At 72.8% G+C, this 25,797-nt stretch carries 24 protein-coding genes and 1 riboswitch; of the genes, 16 read left to right on the top strand and 8 right to left on the bottom strand.

Going from position 1 to position 25,797, the window contains the following annotated elements; translation table 11 throughout:
* The first annotated feature begins 399 nt into the window (after nt 1-399).
* Nucleotides 400-558, top strand: a riboswitch (cyclic di-AMP (ydaO/yuaA leader).
* 22 nt (nt 559-580) lie between these two features.
* Entirely contained in the window at nt 581-1,195 is a 615-nt protein-coding gene (locus tag ACFP1K_RS29580; protein ID WP_380759385.1) for a C40 family peptidase, read from the top strand.
* A gap of 431 nt (nt 1,196-1,626) precedes the next feature.
* Here ACFP1K_RS29580 and ACFP1K_RS29575 read toward each other — a convergent pair whose 3' ends face one another.
* Both ACFP1K_RS29575 and ACFP1K_RS29570 read right to left on the bottom strand, forming a co-directional pair.
* Nucleotides 1,627-2,313 (bottom strand): SDR family oxidoreductase, encoded by a 687-nt coding sequence (locus ACFP1K_RS29575; protein ID WP_380759383.1) that lies wholly within the window; start codon nt 2,311-2,313, stop codon nt 1,627-1,629.
* Nucleotides 2,314-2,403: 90 nt separating this feature from the next.
* On the bottom strand, nt 2,404-2,886 hold the full coding sequence (locus tag ACFP1K_RS29570) for a winged helix-turn-helix transcriptional regulator (protein WP_380759381.1): 483 nt from the start codon (nt 2,884-2,886) through the stop codon (nt 2,404-2,406).
* 114 nt (nt 2,887-3,000) lie between these two features.
* Between ACFP1K_RS29570 and ACFP1K_RS29565 the strand changes: the two genes are divergently transcribed.
* Both ACFP1K_RS29565 and ACFP1K_RS29560 read left to right on the top strand, forming a co-directional pair.
* Complete coding sequence (locus ACFP1K_RS29565) at nt 3,001-3,843, top strand: hypothetical protein (RefSeq protein ID WP_380759379.1); 843 nt, start codon at nt 3,001-3,003, stop codon at nt 3,841-3,843.
* 169 nt (nt 3,844-4,012) lie between these two features.
* Complete coding sequence (locus ACFP1K_RS29560; protein WP_380759377.1) at nt 4,013-5,188, top strand: glycosyltransferase family 4 protein; 1,176 nt, start codon at nt 4,013-4,015, stop codon at nt 5,186-5,188.
* 66 nt (nt 5,189-5,254) lie between these two features.
* Here ACFP1K_RS29560 and ACFP1K_RS29555 read toward each other — a convergent pair whose 3' ends face one another.
* Entirely contained in the window at nt 5,255-5,863 is a 609-nt protein-coding gene (locus ACFP1K_RS29555) for a class I SAM-dependent methyltransferase (RefSeq protein WP_380759375.1), read from the bottom strand.
* A 115-nt stretch (nt 5,864-5,978) separates the two neighbouring features.
* Between ACFP1K_RS29555 and ACFP1K_RS29550 the strand changes: the two genes are divergently transcribed.
* Nucleotides 5,979-8,012 carry a hypothetical protein gene (locus ACFP1K_RS29550; RefSeq protein WP_380759373.1) on the top strand — a complete coding sequence of 678 codons (2,034 nt, stop codon included), beginning with the start codon at nt 5,979-5,981 and terminating at the stop codon, nt 8,010-8,012.
* On the opposite strand, the gene ACFP1K_RS29545 is transcribed toward ACFP1K_RS29550, so the two are convergent.
* Nucleotides 8,003-9,802: an AMP-dependent synthetase/ligase gene (locus tag ACFP1K_RS29545; RefSeq protein WP_380759370.1), complete on the bottom strand. Its 1,800-nt coding sequence runs from the start codon at nt 9,800-9,802 to the stop codon at nt 8,003-8,005. The two genes, ACFP1K_RS29550 and ACFP1K_RS29545, sit on opposite strands and share 10 nt — an antisense overlap.
* A gap of 221 nt (nt 9,803-10,023) precedes the next feature.
* On the opposite strand from ACFP1K_RS29545, the gene ACFP1K_RS29540 reads away from it, so the two are divergent.
* From ACFP1K_RS29540 to ACFP1K_RS29510, 7 genes are all read left to right on the top strand, one after another.
* Nucleotides 10,024-10,791 carry a metallophosphoesterase family protein gene (locus tag ACFP1K_RS29540; protein ID WP_380759368.1) on the top strand — a complete coding sequence of 256 codons (768 nt, stop codon included), beginning with the start codon at nt 10,024-10,026 and terminating at the stop codon, nt 10,789-10,791.
* An 84-nt stretch (nt 10,792-10,875) separates the two neighbouring features.
* Nucleotides 10,876-11,313 (top strand): SRPBCC family protein, encoded by a 438-nt coding sequence (locus tag ACFP1K_RS29535; RefSeq protein WP_380759366.1) that lies wholly within the window; start codon nt 10,876-10,878, stop codon nt 11,311-11,313.
* Nucleotides 11,310-12,506 (top strand): ArsA family ATPase, encoded by a 1,197-nt coding sequence (locus ACFP1K_RS29530; protein ID WP_380759364.1) that lies wholly within the window; start codon nt 11,310-11,312, stop codon nt 12,504-12,506. Before ACFP1K_RS29535 ends, ACFP1K_RS29530 begins: the two co-directional genes overlap by 4 nt.
* Entirely contained in the window at nt 12,490-13,038 is a 549-nt protein-coding gene (locus ACFP1K_RS29525; protein ID WP_380759362.1) for a hypothetical protein, read from the top strand. Before ACFP1K_RS29530 ends, ACFP1K_RS29525 begins: the two co-directional genes overlap by 17 nt.
* A gap of 32 nt (nt 13,039-13,070) precedes the next feature.
* Entirely contained in the window at nt 13,071-14,015 is a 945-nt protein-coding gene (locus ACFP1K_RS29520; protein ID WP_380759360.1) for an ROK family glucokinase, read from the top strand.
* Nucleotides 14,016-14,040: 25 nt separating this feature from the next.
* Entirely contained in the window at nt 14,041-14,733 is a 693-nt protein-coding gene (locus tag ACFP1K_RS29515) for an endonuclease/exonuclease/phosphatase family protein (RefSeq protein WP_380759358.1), read from the top strand.
* Between the two features lie 184 nt (nt 14,734-14,917).
* On the top strand, nt 14,918-16,123 hold the full coding sequence (locus tag ACFP1K_RS29510) for a hypothetical protein (RefSeq protein ID WP_380759356.1): 1,206 nt from the start codon (nt 14,918-14,920) through the stop codon (nt 16,121-16,123).
* A 4-nt stretch (nt 16,124-16,127) separates the two neighbouring features.
* On the opposite strand, the gene ACFP1K_RS29505 is transcribed toward ACFP1K_RS29510, so the two are convergent.
* Nucleotides 16,128-16,589 (bottom strand): hypothetical protein, encoded by a 462-nt coding sequence (locus ACFP1K_RS29505; protein WP_380759355.1) that lies wholly within the window; start codon nt 16,587-16,589, stop codon nt 16,128-16,130.
* 52 nt (nt 16,590-16,641) lie between these two features.
* Entirely contained in the window at nt 16,642-17,403 is a 762-nt protein-coding gene (locus ACFP1K_RS29500; protein WP_380759353.1) for an alpha/beta hydrolase, read from the bottom strand.
* Nucleotides 17,404-17,607: 204 nt separating this feature from the next.
* On the opposite strand from ACFP1K_RS29500, the gene ACFP1K_RS29495 reads away from it, so the two are divergent.
* On the top strand, nt 17,608-18,312 hold the full coding sequence (locus tag ACFP1K_RS29495) for a lysophospholipid acyltransferase family protein (RefSeq protein ID WP_380759351.1): 705 nt from the start codon (nt 17,608-17,610) through the stop codon (nt 18,310-18,312).
* A gap of 24 nt (nt 18,313-18,336) precedes the next feature.
* Here ACFP1K_RS29495 and ACFP1K_RS29490 read toward each other — a convergent pair whose 3' ends face one another.
* Nucleotides 18,337-19,755: a rhamnulokinase gene (locus ACFP1K_RS29490; protein ID WP_380759349.1), complete on the bottom strand. Its 1,419-nt coding sequence runs from the start codon at nt 19,753-19,755 to the stop codon at nt 18,337-18,339.
* Nucleotides 19,756-19,758: 3 nt separating this feature from the next.
* The gene (locus ACFP1K_RS29485) at nt 19,759-20,799 is read right to left on the bottom strand and encodes a LacI family DNA-binding transcriptional regulator (RefSeq protein WP_380759346.1); all 1,041 of its coding nucleotides are present in this window, start codon (nt 20,797-20,799) and stop codon (nt 19,759-19,761) included.
* A gap of 333 nt (nt 20,800-21,132) precedes the next feature.
* On the opposite strand from ACFP1K_RS29485, the gene ACFP1K_RS29480 reads away from it, so the two are divergent.
* The 4 genes from ACFP1K_RS29480 to rhaS are packed head-to-tail and all read left to right on the top strand — an operon-like array spanning nt 21,133 to nt 25,754.
* Entirely contained in the window at nt 21,133-22,608 is a 1,476-nt protein-coding gene (locus tag ACFP1K_RS29480) for a sugar ABC transporter ATP-binding protein (RefSeq protein WP_380759427.1), read from the top strand.
* Nucleotides 22,605-23,639 (top strand): ABC transporter permease, encoded by a 1,035-nt coding sequence (locus ACFP1K_RS29475; protein WP_380759344.1) that lies wholly within the window; start codon nt 22,605-22,607, stop codon nt 23,637-23,639. The genes ACFP1K_RS29480 and ACFP1K_RS29475 overlap by 4 nt, the downstream gene beginning before the upstream one ends.
* Nucleotides 23,632-24,672 carry an ABC transporter permease gene (locus ACFP1K_RS29470; protein ID WP_380759342.1) on the top strand — a complete coding sequence of 347 codons (1,041 nt, stop codon included), beginning with the start codon at nt 23,632-23,634 and terminating at the stop codon, nt 24,670-24,672. Before ACFP1K_RS29475 ends, ACFP1K_RS29470 begins: the two co-directional genes overlap by 8 nt.
* Complete coding sequence (gene rhaS, locus ACFP1K_RS29465) at nt 24,669-25,754, top strand: rhamnose ABC transporter substrate-binding protein (RefSeq protein ID WP_380759340.1); 1,086 nt, start codon at nt 24,669-24,671, stop codon at nt 25,752-25,754. The genes ACFP1K_RS29470 and rhaS overlap by 4 nt, the downstream gene beginning before the upstream one ends.
* The last annotated feature ends 43 nt before the right edge of the window (nt 25,755-25,797 follow it).

Raw genomic sequence — 25,797 nt, 5'->3', positions numbered from 1 at the left:
AGTCGCCCGGTGTTTCCTGCCCGCCCGAATCCGTGGCTAGGGGCGGGACTTTATGGCGTCCCGAGGTGAGGGGCCGGCTCGTGGCTCCCCGTCAAGATCGATAACTCCTGTGGCTCGTGTGACTGGTGGGACTCACGGAGGGCTGAGTTGGCTCGTGTGTGAGCCGAATCACATTTGGCGGTAGATGTGGGAGTTAACCAGGCGTTTTCCATTTTGTGATCACTCGTTATGATCTAGAGATATCACTTGGGCTTTGCCAGTTCTTGGGGATCTGTGTAGCTTCTGGGCCGCGGCGAGCACGCCATGCCGTCGCGAGAAAGGCCGGTCGCCGCGGTGACCGGAATCACACACCCATCCATAAGGTCAATGGCTTCGTATGTCCCGCCATAAATGGCACAAGCCGTTGACCAGCCGAATCCGTGCGGCAAGGAGCGCGGAACCGGGGACCCAATAGGCCCTTTAGCGGGCTCTGGGGTGAATCAGTGGTTATTGCCGCTGTAGGGCGACTTCCAAGCCCGAATCCGTCAGCTAACCCGGTAGGCGAAAGTGGAAGAACTGAGGAGCGATCCTGTCCAGCACCATGTCCAACCCCCGCCTGTCGCGCTTCGCTCGCCTCTCCCTCGGGGGTGTCGTCCTCACCGTGACGGCTTCGGCCGGCGCTGTGGCGATCCAGACGACGGCCGGTGCCGCCACGGCGGAACCCGGCGCGGAGCAGGTCATCACGCCCCCCATCACGCTTGCCGCTCCCCCCACGGCGCCGAGGAGCGCCGCACCGGCCTCCGCCGGGAGCACCTCCGGCAAGAAGGCCAAACTGAGCAAGGCCGCCCGGCAGCGGATCAAGGCGGGCACCGCCGTGTCCGTGGCCAAGAAGCAGGTCGGTGACCCCTACCGCTGGGGCGCCAGCGGCCCGAACGCCTTCGACTGCTCGGGGCTGGTCATGTACTCGTGGCGCAAGGCGGGCGTGAAGCTGCCCCGCATCACGGGCAGCCAGTACCGCGCCGTCAAGAAGAAGGTCTCCTGGAAGAACCTCAAGCCGGGCGACCTGATGTTCTTCTCCGGCTTCGGGCACGTCGGCATGTACGTCGGCCACGGCAAGATGATCCACTCCCCGCACAGCGGCACCCGCGTCCAGATCAACAAGCTGAGCTCGTACCGTAAGGCCAGCTTCGTGGGCGCCGTCCGCCCGGGCGCCTGACCTCGGAATACCCTGAGGCGCGCCCTGGGACGTACTCCCTGACCCCGGACGGACCACGTCCGGGGCCGGGGGACGGGACCTCGTCCGTACGAGACCTCGTCCGTGTCGTGCCGGGGGTGAGCGCCTCCAAGGGGCGGGACGGAAGTCGTCCGCGTCCTGTCGCGGGGTGAACCCTCGCCAAGGGATCGGGACGGACACCACCGGTGTCCTGCCCGGCGCGAATCTCCCCGGAGATCGGGCCCCGGTCCCGGCCGCGCGGGGGTGAACCCTTCCGGGGCGAGGGCGTGCCGTCCGGGCCGTGCCCGGGATGAACCCTTCCAGGATCCCGGGCGTACCCCTTCAGGGGACCTCCCCTGAACCGGCAGGGCCCCGGCCACTCCCCACGTGGCCGGGGCCCTGCCTTTTGCTCTTCCGTGCCCGGACGGGGCGGCTCAGGCGTTCAGGGGGCGCGACAGCGCGGACTTGACCTGCCTGGTGGGCTCGTCGGCGAGCACCTCGGACAGGTCGCCGGCGATGGCGAGCATCGTCTGCTCGGCCACGTCCGCCGCGCTGATCTTGGGCGCGTCGGTCCACGCGCTCAGATCGGTGTCCACGAACCCCGAGTGCACCCCGACGACCAGCGTGCCCTGCTCGCGCAGGACCTGGCGCAGCGAGTCGGTCAGCGACCACTGCGCGGCCTTGGACGCCGCGTAGCCCGGCGCCACGGGCATCGCGGCCCAGGACGCCAGCGACAGCATGCTCACCAGGGCCCCGCCGCCGTTGCGGGCCAGCACGGGGGCGAACGCCCTGGCGACGGCCCAGGTGCCGAGGTAGTTGACCTCCATGGCCTGGCGGGCGCCGTCGAAGTCCCCCTCCAGCAACCTCGACGTCGTTCCCCCTACGCCCGCGTTGTTGATCACGATGGTGGCGTCCCCCGCCGTGACGGCCGCCGCCGCCACCTCGTCCGGCCTGGTGACGTCCAGCCGCAGCGGGATGAGATCCGGATCGGTGACCTTGCCGGGATCCCGCGCCCCCGCGTAGACCCTGGCGGCCCCGTGCTCCAGCAACGCCCGCGCGAACGCGTACCCGATCCCCCGGTTGGCCCCGGTCACGACGGCCACCGCTCCCTTGATGTCCATGTCCCGTCCCCCTCACTGCGGGCCGCCCGTGCGGGGGCGGGCCACGCCGATGAATGCAACGGTTCCCAGGGTAGGGGTCTGGATATAGTTTTACAACTCAGGAGGCGATTCGGGCGAAGGGGGGACCATGAGCACATCCGTGTCGGGCACCTCGCGGCCGTCGCCGTCCACGAATCCGACGTACACGGTTCGCGCGTTCTCCCGCGTCCTGCGCAGCATCGACGGGCCGGCCGGCCGCGGCCGGTGGACGTCGCCCCACTGCTGCAACGAGGCCAGCACCACCCGGAGGTCCCGCCCCGCCCGCGTGAGGTGGTAACTCTCCCGGTGCCTGCTCCCCGGCTCCTGGTACGCCCGGGTCCGCAGGACCCCGGCCTCGACCAGCGTCTTCAGCCGGGCGCTCAGCAGGTTCGGCGCGATCCCCAGCGCCCCCCGTATCTCCGCGAACCGATGCCGTCCGGCGAAGATCTCTCGCAGCACCAGGAACGTCCACCGTTCCCCGAGCACCTGCAGACTCCGCTCGATCGAGCACGCCGGCTCATCCGCCCCCTGCGAGTCCTTGGGAAGGTCGCTCACCGTTCATCCCTTTCGAAGCCCCACCCTGACTACTCTACTTACACTCAGCCCGGCCGAGCGTCCTCCCGGCAGGCGTTCACGCTGCCGCCAGGGGGCAGACGGTAGATTGCCACCATGCGCGTCGTCTGGCTGTGGGCCGTGGGGGCCGGGCTGCTGGTCGCGCTGACCGGGCCTCCGGGGTCGCCCGGTCCCTCCGCGGCGTCGTCCCGTCCCGCGGTGACGGCCGGACGGCCGGACCTGTGGCACGGCGCCCGGACCGTACGGAACGGCGGGGCCGTCGTGGCGGGCCGCCCCGAGAACGGCCTGGACCTGACGGACATCGCCCGCCGCGCCGCCCGCGCCGCCCGCATCGTCGCCCGCGTCGCCGGCCCCGTGCGCCCGGTGATCCTCGTCCCCGCCACCACCGCCGACGCCGCGGCCCTGGCCGCCCCCGCCTCCGTCGCCGGCATGGCGGCCCTGGCGGCCCCCGGCCACGTGATCGTCGAGCCCCGCGCCTTCGCCCTCCTCACCGAGGCAGGGCGGGACGTCGTCCTGGCCCACGAACTGACCCACGTCGCCACCGGCGCCGCGACCGACGCCCGCACCCCGAAGTGGCTCATCGAGGGCTTCGCCGACTACATCGGCTACCTCAACGCGGACATCCCCGTACGGGCCGCCGCCGCGGAACTGGCCACGGAGATCCGTGCCGGCCGCCTCCCCGTCACACTCCCCGAGCCGGACGCCTTCATCACCCCCGCCTCGGGCGACTCCGGCCAGGCCCGGGTCGCCCGCGCGTACGAGGAGGCGTGGCTGGCCTGCCGGTACATCGCCGGCCGGTACGGCGAGCACCGGCTGGTGGCGCTCTACCGCGCCGCGGGCCGCGACCCCCTGGACACGGCACTCACCGAGACACTCGGCCTGACCCGCGACCGTTTCGTAGCGGCCTGGCGCGCGTACCTCCGCACGGAGCTGTCGTGACCGCGAGGCGGGACGCCGGGACCGTCCCGGGGGTGGTTCGCGGCGGTTCGGCGGGGATGCCCGCGCGCCGAGCCGCCGTGATCGCGTGGCGGGAGGCTCCGGCCGTCCCGGCGCGGTCTCCGGGTGGTCCGGCGGGTGTGCCTTCGCGTGGGGCCGTCGTGATCGCGCCGTGACCGCCGATGGGCGGCAGCCGGGGCCGGTCAGGACGCTCATCGTGACCAACGACTTCCCGCCGCGGGCGGGTGGCATCCAGGCGTTCGTGCACGCGCTCGCCACCCGGCGCCCGCCCGGCTCGGTCGTGGTGTACGCGCCCCGCTGGGCGGGGTGCGACGAGTTCGACGCCCGGCAGCCGTACCCCGTGGTGCGCCATCCCACGTCGCTGATGCTGCCGCTGCCGGGTGTGGCCCGGCGGGCCGCCGCCCTGGTACGCCGCCACGGGTGCGACACCGTGGTCTTCGGGGCCGCGGCCCCGCTCGGCCTGCTCGCCCCCGCGATGCGCGCGGCCGGGGCACGGCGGGTGGTCATGCTCACCCACGGCCACGAGGCCGCCTGGGCGGGTGTGGCCCCGGCGCGTGCCCTGCTGGCCAGGATCGGCGCCCACGCCGACGCGATCACCTACCTCGGCGACTACACGAGGGAACGCCTGGCCCGTGTCATCCCTCCCTCCCGCCTGGTGCGCCTGGCCCCCGGCGTGGACACCACGGTGTTCCGTCCCGGCGCGGGCGGCGCCGAGGTCCGCCTGGCCCTCGGCATCGGCGACCGTCCGGTCGTCGTCTGCGTCTCCCGCCTGGTCCCGCGCAAGGGCCAGGACACCCTCGTCCGCTGCTGGCCGCGGGTCCTGCGCGCGGTCCCGGACGCCGTCCTGCTCCTGGTCGGCGGCGGCCCCTACCGCCGCGCCCTGGAGCGGTCCGTGGCCGCCCGCTCCCTGACCGGCTCGGTGATCGTGGCCGGCCCCGTCCCGTGGAGCAGCCTCCCCGCCTACTACGACGCGGGCGACGTCTTCGCCATGCCCTGCCGCACGAGGTTCGGCGGCATGGACGTCGAGGGCCTCGGCATCGTCTACCTGGAGGCCGCCGCCACCGCCCTCCCCGTCGTGGCCGGCGCCTCCGGCGGCGCCCCCGACGCCGTCCGCCACGGCGAGACCGGCCTCGTCGTCGACGGCACCCGCCCGAAGGAGGTCGCCGCCGCCCTGACGTCCCTGCTCACCGACCCCGCCCGCGCCCGCGCCATGGGCGAACGAGGCAGGGCCTGGATCACCGGCGAATGGCACTGGAACCTCGTCGCGGACCGCTTCGCCGCCCTCCTCGGCCCACCGGAGTCCACCACCGTGGAAACCCACTCCTGAGCCGCCGAGACTCGGGACCCGCTCAGGCTCGTCCACCCACGAGACTCGCTGGGGAGCCGCCGGGACTCAGGACCCGCGTACGGCCACGGCCAGGTACAGGTCGTCCCCGTCGTGGAACCCGGTGAGCCCCCACCCCGCGTCCCGCAGCAACGGCTCCAGGTTGGCTCGCTCCCGCACGTCCCCGGCGGTGAGGACGCGTCCCCGCCGCGCGGCGAGCACCGCGCGCCCCACCGGGTGGAACAGCGCCAGCCGCCCCCCGGCGACCGTGACCCGGGCCAGCTCGGCGAGCACCGCCCGCGGATCGGGGAGATGGGAGATCAGCCCGGCCGCCAGCACGCCGTCCACCGCCCCGTCGCCCAGCGGCAGGAGCGCGACGTCGGCCACCACCAGCAGCCCGAGCTCCCCACGCCCCCGATCACGGGCGGACCGCACCATCTCGGGTGTGACGTCGACCCCGACGACCCGCCCGCCCGGCCCCACGGCCGCCCGCAACGGCGCGAACGCCCTCCCGGTGCCGCACCCCGCGTCCAGCACCGCCGCCCCGGGCCGCAATCCGAGCCGTTCCACCGCCGCCGCGAAGGCGGGGCCGTCGCCGGGGAACCTCTCGTCCCAGTCCGCCGCCCGCGCCGCGAAGAACTCCCGCGTCCCGGGCTCGGCCGTTCCGTGATCCTCCATGCCCGCAGTCCTTTCGCAGAGCCGGGAAGCACCCGTGTCACGAGTCGCGCACCGGCGAGACGCCCGGCGGGATATGCCGTCATCCTTTCACCAGGCCCCCGGTGGAAGGCGGACGATGGTCATCGACGAGCGGGACGAGGTGTTCGCCGAACTCGTCGGCGACGTGCTGGACGAGAGCGAACTCACGGCGGCCATGGCCAGGACACAGGCCCCGTCGTCGGCGGACCTCCGGGCGAGGGCGTGGGCGCGGCGGGACATGCTGCTGGGACACGCGCGGGCCGCGGAGGAGGAGTACCGGGAGGCCGTCGACGGGGTGAGGCGCATGGAGGGCACCCGCCGCCTGGCGCTGTGGGTCGCCTGGATCGGTGGGGCGTTCTCCCTGCTGATCGCGCTGGCCGCCAGCGTCGTGGAGGCGTGGGACAGCGACCTCAACAAGGCTCTGACCGAGCGCCGCCCGCTCTCCGCCGTCACCGTCCTCAGCGGCGCCGCCGGCCTCTTCTTCGCCATGGTCTTCATGGCCGCGCTGGTGGCCACCGTGACCTTCCACCTCTACCGGCTTTCACGCGGCGTGCGCGCGAAGGAGGCGCCCGCCCTGGCGCGGCGATATTCCGGAACCGTCCTCGCGGCGGTCGTGACGGCCGCGCTCCTGGTGAACGTCGGCGCCTCCCGGAGCGGCGTCCTCACCTGGCAGCTCGTGCAGGGCCGCGCGGCGGGGGAGCATGACCGCTACGACTGGGGCTTCCCGGCCGGGCTCGCCGTGGCTCTCCTGTTCGTCCTGCCGTACCTGCTGCTCGTCCGGGTCTCCGGCGGCGCGGGGGTCCGCGTGTGGCGAGCGGGATTCCTGGACGCGGACCGCGCGGCCGTCGACCGGTCGCGGGCCGCCTGGCGGGACGCGCTGTCCGAGGCCCTGCGCGGGTTCCTGCGCGCGGAGATCGGCGCGTACGTCGACCGCCGGTACGCCATGACGCTGGAACTCGACGACGCGCCCGGTCTGCGGCAGGTGCGCGGACTCGGTTTCCACGTCTCCACCGCCGCCGAGGAGACGCTGCTGGTGGTGGCCGGCGGCATGGACGGCGGGAGCATCGCGCTGTCCGGCCCGCGCGGCGTAGGCAAGACCGACCTGCTGCACGCGTTCTGCCTGGACGGCACCGACCGGCTGGGCCTGGTGATGGCCGCCCCGGTCGTGTACGAACGGCGCGAGTTCATGCTAGGCCTGTTCGCGGAGCTCTGCCGCCTCGCGATCTCCAGCGAACTGGCGGCCGGGACGCAGGCCGCCGGGCACCTGCAGTGGATCCAGTACCTGCAGACCCGCACCGACGAGTCGGGTGTCGCCGCCGGCTGGGGCCCCTTCGGCGTCTCGGCCAAGCGCGGAGCCAGCCACACCCGCCAGCCGCTCACCTACCTGGAGATCGTCGACACCCTGAAGGCCTTCCTCACCGAGATCGCGAGCGAACTGACCACCGGGAAGCTCCACCCCCGCGGCCTGGTCGTCGGCATCGACGAACTCGACCGCATCGACCCCGCCCACCGCGCCCGCGACTTCATCAACGAACTCAAGGTCGTCTTCGACGTCCCCTGCTGCCTGTTCCTGCTGTCCATCTCCGACGAGGCGTTACGCGAGGCCGACCTGGCCCCGGTCGGCCACCGCGACGTCTTCGACAGCGCCATCGACGAGATCATCAGGGTCCACCCCCTCGACCTCGCCACGGCGACCCGCCTCCTGGACACCAGAGCGGTAGGCATCCCCGCCCCCTTCACCGCCCTCTTCCACTCCCTCTCCGGCGGCATGCCCCGAGACCTCCTCCGCACCGCCCGAGCCGCCGCCGCCCTGGTGACCGCCGGCCGCCCCGGCCCCCTCCAGGAGATCACCCGAGCCCTCCTGGCACGTGAGGCGGCCCGCCTGGTGAACGACCACGACGCTCCCTCAAGCGTCCGCCACGTGTTCCTCCGCACCCTGGAGGAGATCTTCACCCACACCCTGACCAAGGATCACGTCCTCAAGGCCTCCGACCCCTCGTTCGAGGGCTCCTTCGACACCCTGGCCCGCACCCGCCGGGACATAGGCGTCGCCGACGACCGGGCGGCCCGCGCCCTGGGGGAGATAAGACGTGCCTGGGGCCTGCCGGAGGGGGCTTCCGGTCAGTGGTAGAGGGCCTCGATGTCCTTGTCGAAGTCGCGGGCGACCAGGTTGCGCTTGACCTTCAGTGAGGGGGTCAGGTGGCCGCTCTCCTCGGTGAAGTCGGTGTCGAGGATGACGAACTTCTTGACCTCTTCGGCCTTGGAGACCTGCTTGTTGGAGTCCGTCACGGCGGACTGGACGGCCTCCACGATGGCGGGGTCGGTGCGGAGTTCCGCGAGGGTGGCGGTCTCGCGGTCGTTCGCTTCCTTCCACTGGTCCAGGGCCTCGGGGTCGAGGGTGATCAGGGCGGCTACGAAGGGGCGGTCGTCGCCGATGACCATGGCCTGGCTCACCAGGGGGTGGGCGCGGATGCGGTCCTCCAGGGGGCCGGGGGCCACGTTCTTGCCGCCGGCGGTGACGATGATCTCTTTCTTGCGGCCGGTGATGCGGACGTAGCCGTCCTCGTCGACCTCGCCCACGTCGCCGGTGTGGAACCAGCCGGACTCGTCGATGGCCTCGGCGGTGGCGGCGGGGTTGTTCCAGTAGCTCTCGAAGACGTGGCGGCCCTTGACGAGGATCTCGCCGTCCTCGGCCACGGCCACGGTGACGCCGGGGAGGGGCTTGCCCACGGTGCCGATCTTGTTGGCGCCGGGGATGTTGACGGTGGAGGGGGCGGAGGTCTCGGTCAGTCCCCAGCCCTCGAAGATCTCGATGCCGGCGCCGCGGAAGAAGTGGCCGAGGCGCTCGCCCAGGGCGGAGCCGCCGGACACCGCGTGGCTGAGGCGGCCGCCGGTGGCGGCGCGCAGCTTGCCGTAGACGAGGCGGTCGAACAGGGCGCGGCGCGTACGCAGGCCGAAGCCGGCGCCGCCGTCGCCCTCGGAGCGGCTCCAGGCGCCGGCGGCGTCCACGGCGGCGTGGAAGATGCGGCTCTTGGCGCCGCCCCCGGCCGCGGCGCGCTGCTCGGCGCCGTTGTAGACCTTCTCGAAGACGCGCGGCACGCCGAGCAGGAACGTGGGGCGGAACGACTGAAGGTCGGGCGCGACGTTCTTCATGTTGGGCGTGTGGGCCAGCACGGCGCCGCTCTCGATCAGCACGATCTCGATGAGCCGGGCGAAGCTGTGCGCCAGCGGCAGGAACAGCAGCGCCGCGGGGTCCTTCACCTGGAACAGCGTGTCCAGCGGCCCGGCGATGACGTTGCGGGCGGTGAACAGCAGGTTGTCGTGGCTGAGGCAGCAGCCCTTGGGGCGGCCGGTCGTGCCGGAGGTGTAGATGATGGTGGCGAGGTCGCGCCCGCTCCTGGCGTGCCGCCGCTCCTTGAGGGTCTCCTCGGGCACGTCGGCGCCGTGGGCGCTCAGCTCGCTGAGCGCGCCGCGGTCGAGGCACCACACCGAGGGCTTGGCGTCGATGCCGGCGAGGGCGGTCCCGAGGGTGGCCTCGTGCGCCTCGGTCTCGACGATGACGCCCTTGGCGCCGCTGTCGGAGACGATCCAGGCCACCTGTTCGGCCGACGAGGTCTCGTACACCGGGACGCCGACCGCGCCGGCGGCCCAGATGGCGTAGTCGGCGACCGTCCACTCGTAGCGGGTGCGGGACATCAGGGCGACACGGTCGCCCGGCTCCACGCCGGAGGCGATCAGCCCGCGGGCGACCGCCGCGACCTGGTCGCGGAACTCGCCGGCGGTGACCGGCGTCCAGCCGTCACCGGTCTGGCGCTTGATCACGACGGTGCCGGGGCTCTGCTCGCCGCGCTCGAACACGACGTCGGCGCAGTTGGCGGATGCGGGTACGTCCACCAGCATGGGAACGCTGTACTCGCGCACGTTCACTCCTCCGGATGCGCACGAAGGCTGTCCTTCAGCGGGGTTTCCCGGGACGCTATCGCGTTAAGTTACGTGCCGGTAGACCCGTCACCGAGCCTTTATCCAACCGAAAATCCACGCTATCAGGGTCATCTACCCCTGAATGACCACGTTGAGTCCGCGATCACGCACGGCTCTCCATGATCTCTCCATGGTTTCCTCCGGGTAATACGATGACCGTCATGCGGGTCCATGTCGTCAGCGACGTCCACGGCCGCGCGGACGCCCTCGCCCGCGCCGGCGACGGGGCCGACGCCCTCGTCTGCCTCGGCGACCTGCTGCTGTTCGTCGACTACGACGACCACTCCCAGGGCATCTTCCCCGAGCTGTTCGGCGCCGAGCAGGCCACCCGGTTCATCGGCCTGCGCACCGAGGGCCGCTTCGAGGAGGCCAGGGCGCTGTCCGCCGAGCTGTGGGCCACCCTCGGCGGCGAGCCTCGCGAGCACATCGAGCGCACGGTCCGCGCGCAGTACGCCCGCATCTTCGCCGCCATGCCCACCCCCGCCTACCTGACGTACGGCAACGTCGACCTGCCCGCGCTGTGGCCGGAGTTCACCAGGGACGGCCACCACGTCCTGGACGGCCAGACGGCCGAGATCGGCGGCCTGACCTTCGGTTTCGTCGGCGGCGGGCTGCGCACCCGGTACCGTACCCCGAACGAGGTCAGCGACGAGGAGTTCGCCGGCAAGGTCGAGGCGGTCGGCGCGGTGGACGTGCTGTGCTGCCACATCCCGCCCGCGGTGCCCGGCCTGCTGTACGACGTGGTGGCCCGCCGGTTCGAGCGGGGGAGCGAGGCCACCCTGGAGGCGATCAGGCGCACCCAGCCCCGCTACGCCCTGTTCGGCCACGTCCACCAGCCGCTGGCCGCCCGCACCCGGATCGGCCGCACCGAATGCGTCAACGTCGGCCATTTCCGCGGCAGGGGCCGCCCGTTCGCCCTCGATCTGTGACACCTCACACCCCGGGGGCACGACCTTTGCGAAGATCGGCCCTCCGGCGTTCATGCGATGACCGCGAACGAGTACGGTAAGCCCATGGCTGAGCGCACCACGTCGAGCATCACGATCGCCGCCGGCCCGTCGAGCGTCACGGAGGTGATCGCCGACTTCGCCTCCTATCCCGAGTGGGCCGGGCAGGTGAAGTCCGCCCAGGTGCTGACCACCGGCGACGACGGCAGGCCCGAGACGGTCCGTTTCGTCCTTGACGCCGGGGTGATCAGCGACCAGTACACCCTCGGTTACCGCTGGACCGGCGACGAGGCCGTCGACTGGCACATCGTCCAGCCCGGCACGATGGTCGCCGCGCTCACCGGCAGCTACCGGCTCGTCCCCGCGGGCGACGGCACCACGGTGACCTACGAGCTGTCGGTCGACCTCAAGGTCCCGATGATCGGCATGATCAAGCGCAAGGCCGAGAAGGTCATCGTGGACACCGCGCTCAAGGGACTCAAGAAGCGCGTCGAGGGCCGATGAGCGAGAGCCCGCGGGTCCTGCTGTTCACGGGCAAGGGAGGAGTGGGCAAGACGACCGTCGCCGCCGCGACCGCGACGCTCGCCGCCCGCCGGGACCGCAAGACCCTCGTGGTCTCCACCGACACCGCCCACTCCCTGGCCGACGCCCTCGGCGTGACCGGCGGCGCCGAGCCCGTGCAGGCCGCCCCCGGCCTGTACCTCCAGCAGGTCGACACCCAGCGTGCCCTGGAGCGCCACTGGGGAGAGCTGCAGCGGTACGCCCGCGGCGTGCTCGCCGAGCTGGGCCTGGACGCGATCACCGCCGAGGAGCTCACGGTCCTGCCGGGCGCCGAAGAGGTCATCGCCCTGCTGGAACTGCGCGACCAGGCCGACACCGGCCGCTGGGACGTGATCGTCGTCGACTGCGCCCCCACCGCCGAGACCCTGCGCCTGCTCGCCCTGCCCGAGGCCCTCGACTGGCACATCGCCCGCCTGCTGCCCGCCGGCCGCAGGCTGATGCGGGCGCTGGCCCCGGTGATCCGCCACGTGGCCCGGGTCAGCGTGCCCGAGGACTCCGTGGTCGGCGCGGGGGAGCGGCTGCACGCCGGCCTGATGGGCGTGCGCGACCTTCTCGCCGGCCCGCACGCCTCGGTGCGCCTCGTGCTCACCCCCGAGGCCGTCGTGGTGGCCGAGGCCCGCCGCACCTATACCTCCCTCAGCCTGTACGGCTACCGCGTCGACACCGTGATCGCCAACCGCGTGTTCCCCGACGGCGGCTCGGACGAGTGGCGGCGCGGCTGGGTCGAGGCCCAGGCACGCCACCTGGCGGCGGTGCGCGAGTCGTTCGCGCCGCTGCCGGTGCGCACCGTGCCGTACCTCCCCGCCGAGCCGGTCGGCGCCGAGGCCCTCGCCGCCCTCGGCGAGCAGCTGTACGGCGCCGACGACCCCTTCGCCCCGCCCACCGGCGAACCCCCGCTGACCATCAGCGCCGAGGGCGACGTCCACGAGTTGTCCCTGGCCCTGCCGCTGGCGGACAAACAGGATGTCGATCTGGCCAGGAAGGGCGACGAGCTGATCGTCACCGCCGGGTCCTACCGCCGTGTCCTGGCCCTTCCCGCGGCGCTCGCCCGCCGATCGGTGACCGACGCGGCGCTCCGCGACGGCCGCCTCCGGGTACGGTTCCAGGCAGGAGGGGCCCATGACCGAGATGCATGACAACAGCGAGATCCACGACGACGAGAGCGGCGACGCCCGCCCGGCGGGCGTACGCAGGCCGGAGAACCGCCCGGCCGGCGCCCGGCGGCCGGAGAACCGCGTCCGTCGTCCGCAGGCACCGGGGGAGAACGACCCCCTGGGCGGCGCCGTCGACGAGGCGCGCAGGTTCTTCGACTCCATCCAGCGGCGCATCGGCCGCGAGATCGGCAAGGGAGTCGTGCAGGGCGGCGTGACCGGCCTCGGCCAGAGCCTGGGGCAGACCTTCGGGCGCTCCGGCGGTGGCGGCGGCGACGTGTGGAGCGAGGCCGTGGCGGTGCGCCACGACGAGGAGTACATCTGCCGCGCCTGCCCCGTGTGCCGGTTGAAGGCCGCGCGGCGCGACGCCGGGCTGGATGTCACCGACCATCTGATCGCCGCGGGAGGCGAGCTTTTCGCCGCGGTCCGCCAGGCGGTCGAGGCGGTGTCGCGGCCGTCCGAGCCGAAGCCCCCCGGCGACACTGACACCCGGGTTCAGCACATCGATCTCGGCTGAGCGGCCGGCGGCCCGGGGAGAAGGGATGAGAAATGGCGCTGACGATCGGCGTTGACGTCGGAGGCACGAAGATCGCCGTCGGGGTCGTGGACGAGGGGGGCCACATCGTGGAGAACCTCCTGCGGCCCACCCCGGCGGACAGCCCCGACCAGGTCGCCGACACGATCTCCGAGGCGGTGCTCGAGCTGGCCGGCCGGCACGACGTCGAGGCCGTCGGCCTCGGCGCGGCGGGGTTCGTGGACGAGACCCGATCGATCGTCAGGTTCGCCCCCAACCTCGCCTGGCGCGAGGAGCCGCTGCAGAAGAAGGTCGCCGAGCGGGTCAACCTCCCGGTCGTCGTGGAGAACGACGCCAACGCGATGGCCTGGGGCGAGTACCGCTTCGGCGCCGGGCGCGGCGAGAGCCACGTGGTGTGCGTGACCGTCGGCACCGGCATCGGCGGCGGCATCGTGCTCGGCGGCGTGCTGTACCGCGGCCGGTGGGGCATGGGGGCCGAGCTCGGCCACATGCAGGTGATGCCGGGCGGGCGGCTGTGCGGCTGCGGCAACCTCGGCTGCTGGGAGCAGTACGCCAGCGGCAACGCGCTGGTGCACGAGGCCCGCACCATGGCCGCCGCCGACCCAGGCCGCGCGGCGCTCATGCTGCGCCTGGCGGGCGGCTCGGTGTCCGACATCGAGGGCGAGCACGTCACCCAGGCCGCGCACGAGGGCGACGAGTGCGCCCTCACGGCGTTCACCACCATGGCCGAGTGGCTCGGCCAGGGCATGGCCGACATGGCCGCCGTGCTCGACCCGGGGTGCTTCATCCTCGGCGGCGGCGTGTCCCGGGCCGCCGACCTGTGGATCGACCACACCAGGGTCGCGTTCCTGCGCGCGCTGACGGCCCGCGAGCACCGCCCGCACGCCGACATCCGCCCCGCCGAGCTCGGCCCGGCCGCGGGCCTGGTCGGCGCGGCCGACCTGGCCAGGCACCCCTGACCGGTTCCTCCGGGGTCCGGGCACCATGGTGATCAGGGTCGGCACCTACAACGTGCGGTCGATGTACGACGACAACGCCGCGCTGACGCGGGTGATCCGTGCCATGGCGCCGGACGTGCTGTGCGTGCAGGAGGCCCCGCGGCTGGCGGGCTGGCGGCGCAAGCGCGCCCGCCTGGCCGCGGCGGCGGGGCTGCGGCTGGTGAGCGGGCGCCGGTTCGGCGGGGTCGCGGTGCTCGCCGCGCCGGACGTCCGGGTGCTGCACGCCGAGAGCCACCTGCTGCGGGCGTTCACCGGGCTGGAGCGGCGCGGGGTGGCGATCGCGGTGGTCGAGCGGGGCGACGTCCGGCTCACCGTCGCCTCGGTCCACCTGGACCTGTCCGCCCCGGCCCGGCTCAGCCACGCCGCCGAGATCATGTTCCTGGCCGGGCGGGCCGCGGAGCGGTTCGCGGCGCCGCTGGTGCTCGCGGGCGACGTCAACGAGCAGCCGGGCGGCGCCACGTGGCGCTACCTGACCCGGAAGCTCATCGACTGCTACCCGCTGGCGCCGCGCGGCGACGGCCTGACCTTCAGCGCGCGGAGCCCCGGCCGCCGCCTGGACGCGGTGTTCGCGGCGCCGGTCCTGCGGGTGCGCTCCTGCGGCGGCGTGGACGCCGTCGCGGCCGACCTGACCGCGGCCACCGACCACCTCCCGGTGGTGGCCGAGCTCCTGGCGGGCTGAGCGGGGCACGAGACGGGACGGCCGGACGCGAGGCGCGCCGAGCGGGCGCCGGGCCGTCCCGGTGTCCGGGCGGCGGGACGCGGGTGTGTCGCGGGGTTCCGGGATGGGTGCGGTCCGGTGACCGTTCGGCCAACACTGCGGATACTTCACGCGGAGCTGACGGCGGCGCACGTACGATTTCCTCATGTCCCGCCGCCTGCCGCGGCGCGCCTTGTCGTTGTGCGTCCTGCTGGCCGCGGTGGCCGGCCCTTCCCTGCGCGCGACGGCCGCCGCGCACGCACACGCCGATCCCGGTCGCCCGCACGCCGACCGGAGCACCGCCGCGGGGCTGGTCCAGGAGTCGGCCACCGCGCGGCTGCGCACCGACGGCTCCCTCTCGGACGTCGCCGGGCTGTCCGCGTCCGACATCTGGGCCGTCGGCCAGCAGGACGTGTGGGAGGCCTGGCAGAACCGCAGCGTGATCACCCACTGGGACGGCGGCGCCTGGGCCGAGGCGAGCATCCGTAACGACCCCTCCGGCGCCGGCCACCTGCGCTCGGTCGCGGCCGTCTCGCCGCGCGAGATCTGGGCCGTGGGCGACGGCCACGACGGTCTGCCGTACGTCGTGCGCGGCGACGGCTCGGTGTTCGACCGGGTCAGCGTGCCGCAGTTCGGCTCCGGCGACTGGCTCGGCGGGGTCGCCGCCGTGCAGGGCCGCGCGGTGACCGTCGGCAGCCGGGGCCGCAAGCCGCTGATCGCCACCGCCACCGCCAAGGGCTGGACCATCGCCAAGATCAAGAGCAGGAGCAAGGGCGCGCTGTACGGCGTGGTGGTGACGCAGAAGGGCGACGGCTGGGCGGTGGGCGACAACGAGTCCAAGCCGCTGATCATGCGGTCGTCCGGGGGGAGCTGGAAGCCCGTCGCGGTGCCCTCGGTCGAGGGGGGCTACCTGCGCGACGTGTACCTCGACGGGCCGCGCAAGGCGGTCGCCGTGGGCGGGGTCTACCAGGGCGAGGGCCGCATCTCCCCGCTGGTGCTGGAGTGGAACGGCCGGCGGTGGAGCCGCGCCGAGGTCCCCGACCGGCAGGCCGAGCTGTACGGCGTCACCGGGGACGGCAAGGGCCACTTCTGGATCTCCGGCTTCGATCCCGACCGCCCCGACGAGGCGTTCCTGCTGCGCGGCGACGGCCGCAAGTGGAAGGTGGTGCGCGGCGAGGCGTCGGCCCGGCCGCGCACGGTGCGGCTGCAGGCGGTGACCCACGTCGGCGACCTCACCCTTGCGGTCGGGCACGTGGTCGACGAGCAGGACCGCTACACCGACGTGGTCGAGCGGTTCCAGCCGGGCGCCTCCCCGTCGGGCGACGCCACAGGCACCGGCGGCGACGGAGGCCGCGCCCCGGCCGAGAAGTGACCGGTCAGACGATGGCGCCGTCGTCCCAGCCGGAGTCCGGTGGCGGCCCGTCGCCCATCCGCACGATCAGCGCGACGAAGCCGCCGATGAACGCCGCGATGGCCGAGAAGAGGATCCAGCCGTCCATCGGCCAGGACAGCAGCGCGGCGAGCAGCAGGTAGGCCGGGCCGCCGAACAGCGCCAACCAGGCGATCTTGGTGCCGGCGTCCATCTTGGGCAGCGGCGGGGGAGGCGGCGGCACGTAGTGCTCCGCCTCGTCGTCGGGGTCGTCCCGCTCGCCGGCCGGCGCCGGCCGTTCGTCCTCGCGGACGTCCGCCACGGTGGCCGTCTCCGGCGCCGTGGGGCCGTCCACGGGAACGTTCTCGCGGTCCGGCCAGGGCTGGACGGCCGCGGTCGTTTCCGCGCTCTGGTTGAAGGAGGCGACGATCTGACGCCAGACCTCGTCCTCATCGCTCTGCGGCGTCACCGGTCACTTCGATTCGTTCCTCTGCTCACGATGGCGAGCTCGCCGGGATCGGTCAGTCTCTCTGCAAGGGTACCGAGGCGTGCGTTCTGATGAAGTCGAGGCTTCCCTCGAAGATGGCGGGCGCATCGTTGTCGAGCGTCGCCACGTGGTAGCTGTCCAGGCATTCCCGGACCGTCAGGTTGTCCCCGAGGGTGGCCCGCAGCAGCGCGACGCTCGCGGGTTTCACGACGTGGTCCTCGGGGCTGTGGTAGACGAGCACCGGCTGCGTGACCCGGCCCAGTTCGGACCGCACCAGCGCCCACAGCCGGGGCAGGGTGGCCGCCGCCCGGACCGGCGTGCGGGTGTAGCCGACCTCGGTGACCCCGGGGCGCTTGATGTCCCCGGCAACGCCGGGCACCGAGGGGGCGAGGAACTTCAGCACCGGGGCCAGCGCGAGCAGCGGGACGTCGTTCACGATGGAGGGGTTCACGATCACCAGCCCCCGCACCAGGGGCCCGTGCACCTCGGCCAGCCGCAGCGCCATGCAGCCGCCGAGCGACAGTCCCATGACGAAGACCTCGGCGCAGCTGCCGCGCAAAGTTTCGAAGGCCCGCTCCAGCTCGGCGAACCAGTCCTCCCAGCGGGTGCGGTTCATCTCCTGCCAGGTGGTGCCGTGGCCGGGCAGGCGTGGCAGTGAAACGGTGAGTCCGGCCGCGGCGAGGTGTTCGGCCCACGGCCGGAGCGACTGCGGCGTCCCGGTGAACCCGTGACACAGCAACACTCCGATCTGACCGCCTTCGTGGTGGTACGGCGCGGAGCCGGGCATGAGCGGCATGGTCCCGTCCTCTCCTGGTACGGCTCGTCCCGATCGTCGCACGACGGGGGCCGGTCTCGCGAGATCCCCCGCGCCGGTGTCGCGGCGCGTCCTTTTCCGGACCAACCGGACGGGCCGAGAATTCGGCAGGGCGCGCGGGGCGTGCGAAGATGACGCCACGCCCCGCGCCGGTGACGGCGGAACGACCGGAAATGAGGTGCCCGCGTGTTCTACTGGGTGGTCAAGGCCATTCTCGGGCCGCTGCTCCATCTGGTGTTCCGTCCCCTGGTCCACGGCATCGACAACGTGCCGAGGCAGGGGCCGGCGATCCTGGCCGGGAACCATCTGTCGTTCGCCGACCACTTCATCGGGCCGTTGCCGCTGCCGCGCAAGGTCATCTCACTGGGCAAGGCCGAATATTTCACCGGCCGCGGCATCAAGGGCCTGCTGACCCGCCTGTTCTTCACCGGCGTCGGCACGGTCCCGATCGACCGCTCCGGCGGCAAGGCCAGCGAGGCCGCCCTCCGCACCGGCCTCCGCATCCTGCGCGAGGGCCACCTGCTCGGCATCTACCCCGAAGGCACCCGCTCCCCCGACGGTCGCCTGTACAAGGGCAAGACCGGCGTCGCCCGCCTGGCCCTGGAGTCCCGCGTCCCCGTCATCCCCTGGGCGATGGTCAACACCTTCGAGATGATGCCCACCGGCCGCCCCTTCCCCAAACTGGGCATCCGCCCCAGCGTCAAGTACGGCAAGCCCCTCGACTTCTCCCGCTACTACGGCATGGAAGACGACCGCCTGGTCCTCCGCGCTGTGACCGACGAGATCATGTACGCCCTCATGGAACTCTCCGGCCAGGAATACGTCGACAAGTACGCCGCCAGCGCCAAAATCGAACAAGAACGCGCCGCCCGCAAAGCCGCCCATCCCTGACCACCCGCCGTCCGGACGGGGGAGTCAGGTCCGTACGGCTCCCAGGTGGGACTCGGCCTCGTCCCAGGGGGAGAGGTCGCCGGAGGGCTCGTAGGTGGTCACCTCGTGGCTTTGGCGGACGAGGGCGCGGATGTCGGTGATGGTGCCCAGGGTGCGGGCCTGGACGAGGGCGTTGCCCAGGGCGGCGGCTTCTACCGGACCCGCCTGGACGGGGATGCCGGTGGCGTCGGCGGTCATCTGGCACAGGAGGGTGTTGCGGGCGCCGCCGCCGACCACGTGGACCACGGTGACCTCGCGGGCGCTGAGCCGGACCGCGTCACGCAGCGCGCGGCGGTACGCCAGTGCCAGGCCCTCCAGGACGCACCGCACCACGGCGGGACGGCCGGCGGGCGGCTCCTGGCCGGTGCGGCGGCAGTACGCGGCGATCCGGGCGGGCATGTCGCCGGGCGGCAGGAAGGACGGGTCGTCGGGGTCGAGCACCGCCGCGAACGGCCGGGCCGCGCGGGCGGCGCGCAGCAGCGCGGGCAGGTCGTCCTCGCCCCAGGCTCGCAGGCACTCCTGGAGGATCCACAGCCCCATCACGTTGCGCAGGTACCGCACCGTGCCGTCCAGCCCGCCCTCGTTGGTGAACCCGGCCACCCGGCTCGCCTCGGTGAGCACCGGCCCCGGCAGCTCGACGCCGACCAGCGACCAGGTACCCGACGAGATATAGGCGAACCGGTCGGTGGCGGCCGGCACCGCGGCCACGGCGGACGCGGTGTCGTGCGAGGCGACCGCGGTGACCGGCACCCCCCCGAGCCCCTCCGTGACACCCGGCCGCAGCACCCCCGCGGACGTCCCGGGCGCGCGCAGCGGCGGGAACAGCCGCGCGGGGATGCCGAGCCGATCGAGCAGCCCCCCCGCCCACGTGCCGGACCGCACGTCGTACAGCCCGGTGGTGGAGGCGTTGGTGACCTCGGCCCCCACCGACCCGGTCAGCCAGTGGGTGAGCAGATCCGGGATCATCAGCAGCGTCGAGGCGTGCTCCAGGCGCTCCCCCTCGGTCAGGAGCTGGTAGACGGTGTTGAACGGCAGGAACTGCGTGCCCCCCGTCCCGTACAACAGGTCGGCCCCCACCTCGGCGTTCACCCGCTCCATCACCCCGGCGGTCCGCTCGTCCCGGTAGTGCACCGGGTTGCCGAGCAGCCGCCCGGAGGAATCCAGCAGCCCGTAGTCGATGGCCCAGGAGTCGATGCCCACCGAGTCGACCGCCCCCGCCGCGCGCAGCCCGTCCAGCACCCCCTGGTACAGCGACAGGATGTCCCAGTGCAGCGTCCCCCCGGCCCGCACCGGCCGGTTGGCGAAGCGGTGGACCTCGGTCAGCTCCACACCCTCCGCGCCGATCCGGCCCCGCATCACCCGCCCGCTGGAGGCCCCGAGGTCGACGGCGGCGACGACGGTCATCGCTCAGCGCCTGGTCGACTCGCGCACCACGAGTTCGGGCTGGAACATGATCTGCTGATGGGCATGGCTCTCCGGGTTGTCGCACTCGTCCAGGAGCAGTTCGGTGGCGATGCGCCCGAGCTTGTACGTGGGCTGGCGGATCGAGCTGAGCGAGACGGTCGACGCGGCGGCGAAGTCGATGTCGTCGTAGCCGATGAGCGCCACGTCCCCGGGCACCCGCACCCCGGCGTGCAGCAGGCCGCGCAGGACGCCGAGAGCCAGTAAGTCGTTGGCGCAGAAGATGGCGTCGGGCAGCCCGTCGGGGAGCAGCAGCTCGGCGGCCCACTGCCCCGCCCTGGCGTGCATCGCGGGCATCTCCATGACCCGCAGGCGAGTCTCGGGGTCGAGCCCGGCCTCGGCGAGCGCCTGCTCGGCTCCGATGCGGCGTTCCAAGCACTGCCGGATGCTCAGCGGCCCGGTCACGTAGGCCACACCGGTCGCGCCGCCCTCGAGCAGGTGGCTCACCGCAAGGCGGCCGCCGGTGATGTCGTTGACCGCGACCGCGCACTGGTCGGGCCGCAGGGCGGGGTGGTCGACCAGCACCACCCCGATGCCGCGGTCGCGCAGCACGGCCAGCCGCCGGGGGTCGTCGTCGAACGGCGTGATCAGCAGCCCGCGCACCCGCTGCTCGGCGAAGACCCGCAGGTTGCGTTCCTCCTTGACCCGGTCGCCCGCGGAGTTGCCGAGGATCACGGCGTACCCGACCTCGCTGGCGTAGTCCTCGACGCCGGCGGCGACGTCGGTGAAGAAGGGGTTGCCGATGTCGATCACCGAGAGCCCGACCGTGCGGCTGTGCCCGGCGCGCAGCGTGGACGCCGACCCGTGCCGCACGAAGCCGAGTTCCCTGATGACCTGCTCCACGCGCGCCCGGGTGCCCTCGGCCACCTTGTGCGGCCGGTTGAGCACGTTGGACACCGTGCCGGGGGAGACCCCCGCCCGCGCGGCGACCTCCTTGATGCTCACGGCGCCGGTGGCGCCCGCGGCACCCGTGCCACCCGTGATCATCCGGCCTCCTCACCTGGTGGGCGTCCGTTTAGAACGTTCGAGCCGACACCATGCCGGACTTGGCTACGAATATCACACAACCATCCCGTCTCGTGACGGGCCGCCGTCGGGCGGGTTGGGATTCACCGGAACCGGTAACGCTCTGGAAACAGGCGTTTCACCTCCCATTGACACGGCGGCGAGAGTCGCCGTAGCGTCCGGGCACATTATTAAAACGTTTTTTCCACTGGTAGTCGAGTTTCCGGAAGGAGCGTGTCCACCGTGGATGATCAAGGCGGAGCCGACGCGGCCGCGGAGCCGGGGGCCTCGCCGCCGGTGCTCGCGCTGCGGCGGGTGAGCAAGTCCTTCGGCGCGGTCCGCGCGCTGAGCGAGGTGTCGATCGAGCTGTTCGCCGGCGAGGCCCACGCGCTGGCGGGCGAGAACGGCGCCGGCAAGTCCACGCTCGTCAAGACCCTGGCCGGGGTGCACCGGCCGGACGAGGGCGAGGTGCTGCTCGACGGGCGCCCGGTCGTGTTCGACGGCCCGGCGGCGGCGCGGGCCGCCGGGGTCGCGGTCATCTACCAGGAGCCGACCCTCTTCCCCGACCTCTCGGTCACCGAGAACATCTTCCTCGGCCGCCAGCCTCGCGCCCGGCTCGGCCGCATCGACCGGCGCGCCATGCGCGAGGAGGCCGCGCGGCTCTTCTCCCGGCTCGGCGTGGCGCTCGACCCCGACCGGCCCGCGCGGGGCCTGTCCATCGCCGACCAGCAGCTGGTCGAGATCGCCAAGGCCCTGTCCCGCGAGGCACGGGTGCTGATCATGGACGAGCCCACCGCCGCGCTGTCGGGGGCCGAGGTCGCCCGGCTGTTCAGCGTGGTCAAGGCCCTGCGCGAGCAGGGCCGCGCCGTGCTGTTCATCTCCCACCGGCTGGACGAGATCTTCGAGCTGTGCCGCCAGGTCACCACCCTGCGCGACGGCGCCCTCGTGGCCAGTGAGCCGCTCGCCGGGCTCACCCCCGGCGACCTGGTGCGGCGCATGGTCGGCCGCGACCTCGGCGCCCTCTACCCCAAGCAGCCCGCACCGCTCGGCGAGGTGGCGCTCACCGTCCACCGGCTCACCCGCGAGGGCGTCTTCACCGACGTCTCCTTCCAGGTGCGGCGCGGCGAGATCGTCGCGCTGGCCGGGCTGGTGGGCGCCGGCCGCACCGAGGTCGCGCGGGCCGTGTTCGGCATCGACCGCCGGGACGCCGGGCGGGTCGAGGTCGCCGGGCACGCCCTGCGCCCCGGCAGCCCGTCCTCGGCCATGGCCGCCGGTCTCGCGCTGGTGCCCGAGGACCGCAGGCAGCAGGGCCTGGTCATGGAGATGTCGATCGAGCGCAACATCGGCCTCACCGGCCTGTCCGCCCTGACCCGCGGCGCGGTCATCTCCCGCGCGGCCGAGCGCGGCAGGGCGGTCGACTGGGCCGACCGGCTGCGGCTCAAGTTCGCCCGGCTCGGCGACCCTGTCGGCGTGCTGTCCGGCGGCAACCAGCAGAAGGTCGTGCTCGCCAAGTGGCTGGCCATCGAACCCGAGGTGCTGATCGTGGACGAGCCGACCCGCGGCATCGACATCGGCACCAAGGCCGAGGTCCACCGCCTGCTGTCGGAGCTGGCCGGGCGCGGCATCGCCATCCTGATGATCTCGTCCGACCTGCCGGAGGTGCTGGGCATGGCCGACCGCGTGCTCGTCATGCACGAGGGCCGGCTCACCGCGGACATCCCGCGCGAGCAGGCCACCGAGGAGAGCGTCATGTCGGCCGCCACCGGCCGGGCCCCGGAGGCCGCCGCGTGACCGCCGTCGCCGCGGGCGAGCGGCCCGCCGGGCGGCGCGGCGCCCGCGCCCTGGTGGACCTCGTCTTCCGCGCCCGCGAACTGAGCCTGGTCGCCGCGCTGGCGGTGCTGGTCGCGGTCACCACCGCCGCCAGCCCCAACTTCCTGTCCGCGCAGGGCGTCAAGGACATCTTCCTCAACACCTCGATCCTGGCGCTGCTCGCCGTCGGCCAGTCGGTGGTGGTGATCACCCGGAACATCGACCTGTCGGTCGGCTCGGTGGTCGGGCTGGTCGCGTTCACCACCGGCCGGCTCCTCGCCGACGGCGGGCACGGCGTGCTCACCGCGCTGGTGTTCGGCGTCGCCATCGGCGCGGCGTGCGGCCTGGTCAACGGCCTGCTGGTGAGCTTCTGCCGGGTGCCCGCCCTGGTCGTCACCCTCGGCACGCTGTACGTCGTCCAGGGTCTCGGCCACTACATCGCGCACGGACGCCAGATCAACGCCGCCGACCTGCCGCCCGGCCTGCTGAGCCTCGGCAACGAAGGCGTGCTCGGGGTTCCGTACCTCGCGATCGTCACGCTGGCGGTGATGGCCGCCACCGGGTACTACCTGCGGTCCTACCCGTCCGGCCGCGACCTCTACGCGGTCGGCTCCAGCCCCGAGGCCGCGCGGCTGGCCGGGGTGCCGGTGCGGCGGCGCGTGCTCGCCGCGTACCTCTTCAGCGGCGTGCTCGCCGGCCTCGCCGGGGTGATGTGGCTGGCCAGGTTCGGCACGGTCGTCGCCGACCCCGCCAGAGGGTGGGAGCTGCTGGTGGTCAGCGCCGTCGTGGTGGGCGGCGTGGCCATCGTCGGCGGCGTCGGCACCGTGTACGGCGCGGTGCTCGGCGCGCTGCTGCTCACCACCATCGGCAGCGCCCTGGTGGTGCTGAAGGTCAACGCGTTCTGGCAGCAGGCCCTCACCGGCGCGCTGCTGCTGCTCGCCATCACCGTCGACCGGGTGCTCGCCGTGCGGGTCGCCCGGCTGCTGCGCAGGAGGAGCGTCCGCTATGGCTGAGCCGACCACCGTCGCCGGCCCGCTCGCCGGGCGTTCGCCGCTCGGCCGGTTCGCCCGCTGGGACGTGCTGGTCACCGCGCTGCTGGTGGCCGTCTTCCTGGCGGGCGCGGGCGGGTCCCCCGACTTCGCCACCTCCGGCAACCTGTCGTTCGCGCTCGGCGACCTCGGCGAGATCGCGCTGATCGCGCTCACCATGACGCTGCTGGTCGTCGCGGCCGAGGTGGACCTCTCGGTCGCATCGGTGCTCGGCCTGTCCAGCGCGCTGATCGGCGCGATGTGGGACGGCGGCTGGGCCATCGAGACGATCATCCCGCTGGTCGTGGTGGCCGGCGCGGTCTGCGGCCTGGTCAACGGCCTGCTGGTGACCCGCCTCGGCCTGCCCTCGCTGGCCGTCACCATCGGCACCCTGGCGCTGTACCGGGGCCTGGCGTACGTGGTGCTCGGCGACCGGGCGGTGGCGGAGTTCCCGCCGCGGTTCACCGAGCTGGTCACCGGCGACGTGCCCGGCACGCCCGTCCCGTACCCCGTCGCGCTGTTCGTCCTGCTGGCCGCCGTCACCGGCGTCGTGCTGCACGCCACCGGGGCCGGGCGCTCGCTGTTCACCATCGGCGCCCAGGAGGAGGTCGCGTTCTTCTCGGGCATCCGGGTCAAGCGCATCAAGCTCGTGCTGTTCGTGCTGTCCGGCGCGATGGCCGCGTTCGCCGGGGTCGTGTTCACCCTGCGCTACGGCAGCGCCCGCGCCGACAACGGCTTCGGCATCGAGCTCGCGGTCATCGCTGCCGTGCTGCTCGGCGGGGTCGACTTCGACGGCGGCAAGGGCACGCTCGGCGGCGTCATCGCGGGCGTGCTGCTCATCGGGCTGCTGCGCAACCTGCTCATGCTCAACGACGTGTCCACCGAGATCCAGTCCGTCGTCACCGGGCTGCTGCTGATCGTCTCGGTGCTCACCCCGCGCCTCGCGGCCGTGCTGCGCGAGCGGCGCCGGGCCCCAGCCTCACCCCGCCCCCCGTCCAGGAAAGAGAGAGATAGATGATGACGCGTACCTTGCCGCGGTTCGCATCCGCCTTCCTCGCAGCCGGCGCCCTGCTCGCCCTCGCCGCCTGCGGCGGCACCACCAAGGATTCCCCCGGAACGGCCTCCGCGGCCCCCGCGCAGAGCTCCGCGCCCGCCTCGGCGAATCCGGCCGCCCCGTTGAAGCAGGGGCTCAAGCTGGCGTTCCTGCCCAAGCAGATCAACAACCCGTACCTCACCATCCTCGACAACGCCGGCATCGAGGCCGCCAAGGAGTTCGCGGGCACCGCCAAGGAGGTCGGCCCGTCGGACGCGTCGGCGTCCTCGCAGATCTCCTACATCAACACCCTCACCCAGCAGGGCCAGGACGCGATCCTCATCTCGGCCAACGACGCCAACGCCGTGTGCGGCCCGCTCAAGCAGGCCAGGGACAAGGGCATCAAGATCGTGGCGTACGACTCCGACGCCGCCCCCGAGTGCCGTGACCTGTTCATCAACCAGGCCAGCTCCGAGGAGGTCGGCCGCAGCCAGGTCAAGCTGCTCTCTGACATGATCGGCGGCAAGGGCGAGATCGCGATCCTGTCGGCCACCGCGAACGCCACCAACCAGAACACCTGGATCGAGTTCATGAAGGACGAGCTCACCAAGCCCGAGTACAAGGACCTGAAGCTGGTCAAGGTCGCCTACGGGGACGACGACGACCAGAAGTCGTTCCAGCAGACCCAGGGCCTGCTCCAGGCGTATCCCGACCTGAAGGGCATCATCTCGCCCACCACCGTCGGCGTCTCGGCCGCCGCGCGCTACATCTCCGGGTCCAAGTACAAGGGCGAGGTCGTGCTGACCGGGCTCGGCACGCCCAACCAGATGAAGCAGTTCGTCAAGGACGGCACGGTGCGGAAGTTCGCGCTGTGGAACCCCAAGGACCTCGGCTACCTCGCCGCCTACGCCGCCGCCGCGCTGTCCTCCGGGCAGATCACCGGCGCCGAGGGCGAGACTCTGAAGGCGGGGCGCCTCGGTGAGCGGACCATCGGGAAGAACGGTGAGATCATCCTCGGCCCGCCGTTCACCTTCGACGCCTCCAACATCGACGAGTTCGACTTCTAGGCCGCCGGGCATGCCGTTCCACGCCGGTCCCGGACGTGCCAGG

The organism is Sphaerisporangium aureirubrum, from assembly GCF_042658925.1.
In the GTDB taxonomy this organism is placed as follows: Bacteria; Actinomycetota; Actinomycetes; order Streptosporangiales; family Streptosporangiaceae; genus Sphaerisporangium; species Sphaerisporangium aureirubrum.
Note: the sequence above shows the minus strand (reverse complement) of the source record. Positions and strands in the feature narration are given on the sequence as shown.

What these genes read in the sequence shown, in the direction of transcription:
- ACFP1K_RS29490 (WP_380759349.1), bottom strand. Translation starts at nt 19,755, where the DNA reads ATGACCGTCGTCGCCGCCGTCGACCTCGGGGCCTCCAGCGGGCGGGTG.
- ACFP1K_RS29470 (WP_380759342.1), top strand. Translation starts at nt 23,632, where the DNA reads ATGGCTGAGCCGACCACCGTCGCCGGCCCGCTCGCCGGGCGTTCGCCG.
- ACFP1K_RS29580 (WP_380759385.1), top strand. Translation starts at nt 581, where the DNA reads ATGTCCAACCCCCGCCTGTCGCGCTTCGCTCGCCTCTCCCTCGGGGGT.
- ACFP1K_RS29510 (WP_380759356.1), top strand. Translation starts at nt 14,918, where the DNA reads ATGTCCCGCCGCCTGCCGCGGCGCGCCTTGTCGTTGTGCGTCCTGCTG.
- ACFP1K_RS29540 (WP_380759368.1), top strand. Translation starts at nt 10,024, where the DNA reads ATGCGGGTCCATGTCGTCAGCGACGTCCACGGCCGCGCGGACGCCCTC.
- ACFP1K_RS29485 (WP_380759346.1), bottom strand. Translation starts at nt 20,799, where the DNA reads ATGATCACGGGTGGCACGGGTGCCGCGGGCGCCACCGGCGCCGTGAGC.
- ACFP1K_RS29535 (WP_380759366.1), top strand. Translation starts at nt 10,876, where the DNA reads ATGGCTGAGCGCACCACGTCGAGCATCACGATCGCCGCCGGCCCGTCG.
- ACFP1K_RS29555 (WP_380759375.1), bottom strand. Translation starts at nt 5,863, where the DNA reads ATGGAGGATCACGGAACGGCCGAGCCCGGGACGCGGGAGTTCTTCGCG.
- ACFP1K_RS29515 (WP_380759358.1), top strand. Translation starts at nt 14,041, where the DNA reads ATGGTGATCAGGGTCGGCACCTACAACGTGCGGTCGATGTACGACGAC.
- rhaS (WP_380759340.1), top strand. Translation starts at nt 24,669, where the DNA reads ATGATGACGCGTACCTTGCCGCGGTTCGCATCCGCCTTCCTCGCAGCC.
- ACFP1K_RS29530 (WP_380759364.1), top strand. Translation starts at nt 11,310, where the DNA reads ATGAGCGAGAGCCCGCGGGTCCTGCTGTTCACGGGCAAGGGAGGAGTG.
- ACFP1K_RS29550 (WP_380759373.1), top strand. Translation starts at nt 5,979, where the DNA reads ATGGTCATCGACGAGCGGGACGAGGTGTTCGCCGAACTCGTCGGCGAC.
- ACFP1K_RS29520 (WP_380759360.1), top strand. Translation starts at nt 13,071, where the DNA reads ATGGCGCTGACGATCGGCGTTGACGTCGGAGGCACGAAGATCGCCGTC.
- ACFP1K_RS29575 (WP_380759383.1), bottom strand. Translation starts at nt 2,313, where the DNA reads ATGGACATCAAGGGAGCGGTGGCCGTCGTGACCGGGGCCAACCGGGGG.
- ACFP1K_RS29525 (WP_380759362.1), top strand. Translation starts at nt 12,490, where the DNA reads ATGACCGAGATGCATGACAACAGCGAGATCCACGACGACGAGAGCGGC.
- ACFP1K_RS29500 (WP_380759353.1), bottom strand. Translation starts at nt 17,403, where the DNA reads ATGCCGCTCATGCCCGGCTCCGCGCCGTACCACCACGAAGGCGGTCAG.
- ACFP1K_RS29565 (WP_380759379.1), top strand. Translation starts at nt 3,001, where the DNA reads ATGCGCGTCGTCTGGCTGTGGGCCGTGGGGGCCGGGCTGCTGGTCGCG.